The organism is Okeania sp. SIO3I5 (assembly GCF_010672085.1).
Taxonomy (GTDB): domain Bacteria; phylum Cyanobacteriota; class Cyanobacteriia; order Cyanobacteriales; family Microcoleaceae; genus Trichodesmium.
The window spans coordinates 29,459-35,994 of sequence record NZ_JAAHHT010000015.1; the positions used below are offsets into that span (position 1 = coordinate 29,459).

6 protein-coding genes are annotated in these 6,536 nt (G+C 36.8%); 3 read left to right on the forward strand and 3 right to left on the reverse strand.

Going from position 1 to position 6,536, the window contains the following annotated elements; translation table 11 throughout:
* Positions 1-29 precede the first annotated feature (29 nt).
* Together F6K40_RS05165 and F6K40_RS05170 are read right to left on the reverse strand one after the other, a co-directional pair.
* Complete coding sequence (locus tag F6K40_RS05165; RefSeq protein WP_293132314.1) at positions 30-293, reverse strand: hypothetical protein; 264 nt, start codon at positions 291-293, stop codon at positions 30-32.
* On the reverse strand, positions 256-1,374 hold the full coding sequence (locus F6K40_RS05170) for a hypothetical protein (protein WP_293132317.1): 1,119 nt from the start codon (positions 1,372-1,374) through the stop codon (positions 256-258). The genes F6K40_RS05165 and F6K40_RS05170 overlap by 38 nt, the downstream gene beginning before the upstream one ends.
* 212 nt (positions 1,375-1,586) lie before the next feature.
* On the opposite strand from F6K40_RS05170, the gene F6K40_RS05175 reads away from it, so the two are divergent.
* Both F6K40_RS05175 and F6K40_RS05180 read left to right on the forward strand, forming a co-directional pair.
* Complete coding sequence (locus F6K40_RS05175) at positions 1,587-1,742, forward strand: hypothetical protein (RefSeq protein WP_293132320.1); 156 nt, start codon at positions 1,587-1,589, stop codon at positions 1,740-1,742.
* Between the two features lie 79 nt (positions 1,743-1,821).
* Positions 1,822-2,886: a ParA family protein gene (locus tag F6K40_RS05180; RefSeq protein WP_293132323.1), complete on the forward strand. Its 1,065-nt coding sequence runs from the start codon at positions 1,822-1,824 to the stop codon at positions 2,884-2,886.
* A 1,210-nt stretch (positions 2,887-4,096) separates the two neighbouring features.
* Here F6K40_RS05180 and F6K40_RS05185 read toward each other — a convergent pair.
* The gene (locus F6K40_RS05185; protein WP_293132326.1) at positions 4,097-5,473 is read right to left on the reverse strand and encodes a WD40 repeat domain-containing protein; all 1,377 of its coding nucleotides are present in this window, start codon (positions 5,471-5,473) and stop codon (positions 4,097-4,099) included.
* 427 nt (positions 5,474-5,900) lie between these two features.
* Here F6K40_RS05185 and F6K40_RS05190 point away from each other — a divergent pair.
* Positions 5,901-6,536: NB-ARC domain-containing protein (locus F6K40_RS05190; protein WP_483143763.1), on the forward strand; the 636-nt coding region annotated here is incomplete at its 3' end.

Here is a 6,536-nt window from a genome sequence, read left to right on the forward strand (position 1 = left end):
GAGGATAATTACTAGGTGTTTTGTTTTGACTAATTTTGACATTTTCCAGTTTTGGGCTTAGATTTCGGCGGACAAACTGTTAAGTTAAAGTCATCTTTTTGCAGACTTTTTACTGGTTTATTGTTTTGGTCGTAAACTTTCACACGGAGGGTAACTTCTCCTTCATTTCGGTCAGGAATAGCTTCAATAATTTCTAGATTTTTGACTTGAGCAAAACTCGGATTAATGTAGAAATTTACTATTAATAAAGATAGACTAACCTTGTGGGTCCAAGAAGCGATTGTAGTAGACAAATCTGAATAATTTTTTACCATTATAAACACCATTTTCCGCATGAAATGTAATTAAGTCGTTATGTTTTAGTTTAATTGGTGTACTTTCGGTCAAGCGATCGCCTTGATATTCTATTTTAGAGAAAAATTTGATATTAGGTACTAGAATTGTTTGGCTAGGTGCTAGGTCTAAGTCAGCAATATGTAATGGCAAACCAGGAAGACAAATATTTACCCCAAATTGTTGACTACCTAAAATTTTTAACTGAGCTGAACCGATTTTAACTTTGCCTCTAGCAGGTAATTGAATGGATAATCCTTCTTCAATTTTCTCGGTAAGTTCATTACTCACAAATTTCAGTTTTGGTAATAATTCTTTCTGAATATGAGGATAATTACTAGGTGTTTTGTTTTGACTAATTTTGACATTTTCAGTATATTCAAAACCTGCTCCAGCTCTAAGGGCAACTAGATGACTAGGAGAGGTAGAAAAGCTCAATACTAAACCTAACAAACCTCCCAATAAAGAAAACCCTATTGTGTCTTCCCAAGCTTTTAAAGCTATAGGCATTCCTCCCATTTTTTGTCGTATCCATTCAAAGATAATGGCTGCAATTAAAGCAGTCAAAATACTGGTACTAAAACTAATAATAAGTCGTTGCCAAAAACGCCGTTTATCTCCTGCTTCTATACTGCGCCAGCGCCAAGTCAAACCTTCGGCTAAACCGACTGCTCCACCAATTAATATCCACCCGACTATTCTGACAAGTTCATCGGGTATAGTTATGACCTTATCTCGTAATTGTGGATTAAGTAATATTTGTACTAATCCCCCAGAAGTAATGCCAATTAAAAATCCTAATCCAGCAGCAATACTTAGGGGTATTAAACCTCTGCTGAAGTTGCGTTTAAACCGAGTGGGATTACTTAAAAATATATCTGTGGCTACTATGCCAACTGCAAGAGAAATTGCGATGCAAGGAAATAATGCTAGTTCGGGAAATTTTTGTAACCAGCCTAAATCGCTAAGGATAAATTGACCGATGCTCCAACCTATTAAGGCGGATGTAATTCCTGATAGAATATATAGATATATTCTCATAATTTCAGATTAATTTTAATTTTGATAGAGCCAGAATTAACAGGTAATTAGTAAGTATACAAGTTTTTCAAATAGTTTGCATTTTAAATAGTATAGCGCTACGCACAAGTTAAAAGTCTGAAAGGTTGCGAGGCGACAGCCATGGCAACCTCAAAGGCAAAAGTTCAATGTAGTTCAAAAATTATCGCGTCATTCATAAGTTAGAAGTATTAATGGTTGATGATGATGCCCGACTTGATGCTCAGGGTGATATTTCAGATTTGTTAGGAAGTATAGTTGAGTGGTATTTTATATATAGCAATCAAGAATCAGTTGTGAGATACCTTTTTTTGAAAAAAAGGGAACAGGCAAAAGGAAAGGGGAAATAGATAATAAAATAATTTCTCATAAATTATTCTTGATTGCTATATTTATGTCAAAATTTAGTCAGTGAGTTTGAAAAATAAAATGAAATCTAAAAGTTATGTTATTTGGAATAACAAAGGTGGAGTAGGGAAGAGTACTATCTGTTTCCATCTTGCTACTGTCTATGCAGCCAAAAACCCAGATAAAGATATTGTAGTTATTGATATGTGCCCCCAAGCTAATGTTTCAATGATGCTTCTTGGAGGAGGGAATAGTGGGGAAGAAAAGGTAGAAAAACTAATTTCTGAAGAAACTCCTAAAAGTGTTGTTGGATATATGACGGATTCTATTATCAATAATTTTTCGACACGAAATTTGCAAGACTTCTTGGTAAAAGTTAATAGTCATAACGATCGTCTTTCGAGTAATCTTTTCCTTTTATGTGGAGATGGAAATTTAGAACTTATTGCACCATTACTTGCGGACAGAGCTAATGCTACACCTCTATCGCAAAGCGACAAACCTTGGGACAAAGTTCATTCAATTCTAAAAGACGTTACAGATAATGCCATAAATAAAGACAGAGAAACCGTTTTTTTCATTGATACAAATCCAAGTTTCTCAATATATACTCAAATAGCAATCATATCAGGGGAAAAGTTGATTATCCCCATCAATGCAGATGATTCCTCCAGAGTAGCTATATCGGCTTTGTTCAATCTTATTTATGGATCGGGAAACGTCCATCCAGTTTATGGTAATTACGCCTTTTCAGCTAGATTAGACAAAAATAAGATGAGAAGACCAATAATACACCTTCTTCTTGGAAATAGGTTTACTCAAAGAGTAGGAGCTGCACATGCATTTAAAGCCTTATCTGAAGAGACAGCAACTGCAATGCATCGCGAATACAAAAAAGCTCCGGCTAGATTTAGCAACTACTGTAATGGGTCTGATCCTCTAGATTTTAACGAATTTCATAAACAGTATGTATTTGAATTGAGAGACTTTAATAGTGCAGGAGTTGTAGCTGCAAATCAAGGATTACCTTTAAATGAAATCCCAGATCAAAGAAAATATGAAGTATATGGACAAAGTATTCAAGTCAGTAAAGAGCAAGGAGAGCTTTGCAAGGAAGTTATTGAAGATTTAGCCAATAAACTATGAAAAACTCATATCACTGATACATCTTGTTATTTATTAACAGGACTTACGCAACGGCACCAATTATAGTGGCTATATCTAGAATTATGACCAAATTATAGGCTATATATAACGGTAGTGCGTAAATCCTGTAAGTATTTAACCGGATTTGATCAGGACTTACGCAAATCCTGAGAAAATACCCTATCCCTAGAGGGCGAATGGCATTCGCCCCTACTATATATGTTAGCTCTGCGTAAGTCCTGATTACTATTATCAAAGAATTTTTTTTTATGGCTTACCAGTTAAAATGCAATCAATCAAGACTAAATTAAAAGTTAATAATTACCAAAAAACAATACTTGTTTGCGCACGCAGGTGTAGCCCCTGACTGCTTATAATTGGGGATTAGCAACTTGTATAACTGAGTACGAATCAACTAAGAAACGGCCTAGTGCTATAACGAATGCATAAACGTTTAATTGCTCAAGTTAAAAGTGAAAATCTCTGGTATTATGAAGTCTCAAAGTGTTATCCCCAGCAAGCCTTAAGAGATTTAGATAGGGGATTTAAAAACTTTTTAACTATTCCTAAATGTAGATTTCCTAAGTCCGCTTGACGAGAGCGTTGGCGCAACCAGAAGGAATTTCTATAGCTCTCATGTAGTTTCACCCGTATCGGTGAGCGTGTACTTGGATGATAAATCTTGGTCATTTGTCAAAAAAATTTAGATGCGTTTGCCCTGGGGGTGTAATTTACATTTCATGTAAAGTTATAACTTTATTCTTCTTGCCTAACACCTTTGATTATCCAAATAGGCCAGAAAAAAATAATTCCTAAATTGGCTTGATTTTGCTGATTTTTAACCGTTGTTTGATGTCTATGAATCTTCTCCTTATTTAGTGTATAGCAGATGCAGCAAATTGAACCTGAGAACAAATAAGATGTTATGGAGTAGCACAATAGTGCTAAGATGAGTATATCCATAATAAAATAATTAAGTTTGAAGCGTGGTATAGCAAAAGGCAGAAGGCAGAAGGTTTTTTGCCAATTTTGACCTGATTTTATACACGCTCCGATGCTACCGGACTTGATATTACAGCGGTTTTCATTTGAATAGATCACATTAGGGACGTTGCATGCAACGTCCCTACTGGGTTATCATTTTTTGAGTGTGCTTCATTGACCTGAAAACGGCTGTAGGGATTCAAATACCTAGCAAAATTAACTTGATTCAAGAGGTTTTATTTTGCTTAGAATAGCAACCTCCAAATATCAACACAACTATTATTCCTAAAAGTAATGATGGTTCTGAAGCCGATGCTGGTTTTGGTGTTTCTTGAATATTACTAGAAAACAGGTACGCCGAGACACTGTTGGTCTCATAATCCCACAAAGAGCTAATCACGATATTTTCTCCATCTATAGCAACTGAGTTCCCAAAAAATTCATAGGCGGCAGCATCAGGAGCGATTAACTTCTGGAGTAGGTTGCCAGTGGTTATATCAAACAAATATGCAGAGCCACTAAGACTACCATTGTCACTATCTCCTAAAGAACCTATCAGAGCATAATTTCCATCTATAGCAACTGAATTTCCAAAAAATTCATAGGCAGCAGCATCAGGAGCAGTAAATTTATGGAGTACGTTGCCAGTAGTAACATCAAATAGGTACGCCGAGCCACTCCACTTCCCATTGTCACTATCTCCTAAAGAACCAATCAAGGCATTTTTTCCGTCTATAGCGACTGAAAATCCAAAAAAGTCCCTAGCATCAATATCCGGAGCAATAAACTCATGGAGTAAGTTGCCAGTAGTTACATCAAATAGATACGCCGAACCACTGCCAATAAGGTTTAGACTATAACTATCCTCCATAGAGCCGATCAGAGCATAAGTCCCATCCATAGCAACTGAATTTCCTAAACCATAACTATAAGGAGCAACCAACTTCTGGAGTAAGTTGCCAGTAGTTATATCAAATAAGTACGCCGAGCCACTCCTCTGATCGTCTGACACAGAACTTATCAGAGCATAATTCCCATCTATAACCACTGAAGTCCCAAAAAGGTCGTAAAATTCACCGTCAGGAGCAGTAAATTTTTGGAGAAAGTTGCCAGTAGTTATATCAAATAGGTACGCCGAACCTGTGTCATCATTCATCCGAGAGCCTATCAGCGCATAGTTGCCATGTATAGCAACAGATTTTCCAAACTCATCGGAAAGCTCGCCATCAGGAGCGATAAATTTCTGGAGTAAATTACCAGTAGTAGTATCAAATAGGTACGCCGAGCCTTTGTCATCATCACTTAAAGAGCCAACCACGGCATAAGATCCGTTTGTAGCTACAGATTGATTGGTTGTCAGGGTGGGTAAAAAGCCATAAGCAGTACCTCCAGAAGCAATAAATGTCTCGAATAAGTTGGCAATAAAGTCTGGGTTCTCAGGCTCATCAACAGGTGTACCCTCATTAGCAATGAATTTTTGATGAAAGTCAAATGTTGCAGCAGTCGTAGGAACTGTCAAAGTAAAAATACTCAGAACAATACCAGCACTAATGCTTTTGAGTTTGACGACTAGATTTTTAGCTTTTCGGTTGTGCAAATACATGAGTAATATCCGCTTTTGAATTTTATTAGCAGAAGTTTAACTTTGGGTTAGTAGGGAAAAGCAAGGGTTACTTAAAAAATCCTATAAGCTTTTTTTCATAAGCCTTAGAGAGTTTGGGATAGGCTTTTGAGTTTAGGTTACACCCAAACTTTTGACAAAATTATTATAGCGCTAGGGAATAGGGAATAGGGAATAGGGAATAGTAAACTGTCAAAGAGTTTTTCTTATAGGGAAATGCTCCGCAAACAAGATGTAGGAATGTCCTAACCTTAATGCGTAGCGCTATAGTAATTGATAGAGCATTGACTTAACAAAAGAATAATGATATTATTATATTTTCTCTAGAGTTACCAGAAAATAAGGTCTCAAGCCTCCCTATTCCCTGATAACTGATAACTGATAACTGAAATGACCCTGGGTTAAAGTCATGCCAACAATTACCTATGGCCGTATAACTGAGGCAAGAGCGCTACGTTTGTTGAGAGCGTTGTTGCTATTTGCTAATTGGGAAGTGGAAAATCCAGAACGTTTTGATATTGAGTACCGTTGGTCAGAAAAAGATAGTTCCCGACCGAAATTAACGATTAAAACTAACCTCCGAAATTTAGTAGATTTGGTTAATAAAGATGGTCAGGAAGGTTGTGTAACAAAAGAACATATTCGGGTGAGTCTCAAGCAGATGGAAAACTTTCTGGAAATTCTCGAAGATCATCGGGTTCAGGATAAGGGTTCAGAGGAATGGCATTTTAGCCTCACTTTGTGGTCTAGGAGGAATATTCAGCAAAACCAGGAAACCTTTCAACAAGAATGGCAGCGACGAAAACCCACTCAAAGTAACCAACAGAATACTGAAATTTTTGACTCATCTACAACTTTCCATAACTTGCCCCGTAGCGGTGTCACGAAATTCGTAGGTCGGGAACAGACTTTAGATACTCTCCACCAGCAATTACAAGAGACAGAAAAGGTGGCAATTTCTTCTATTGCTGGTATGGGTGGTGTTGGTAAAACAGAACTGGCTTTACAATATGCCAAACTGTATAAAAACAAAGGTACTTATCCT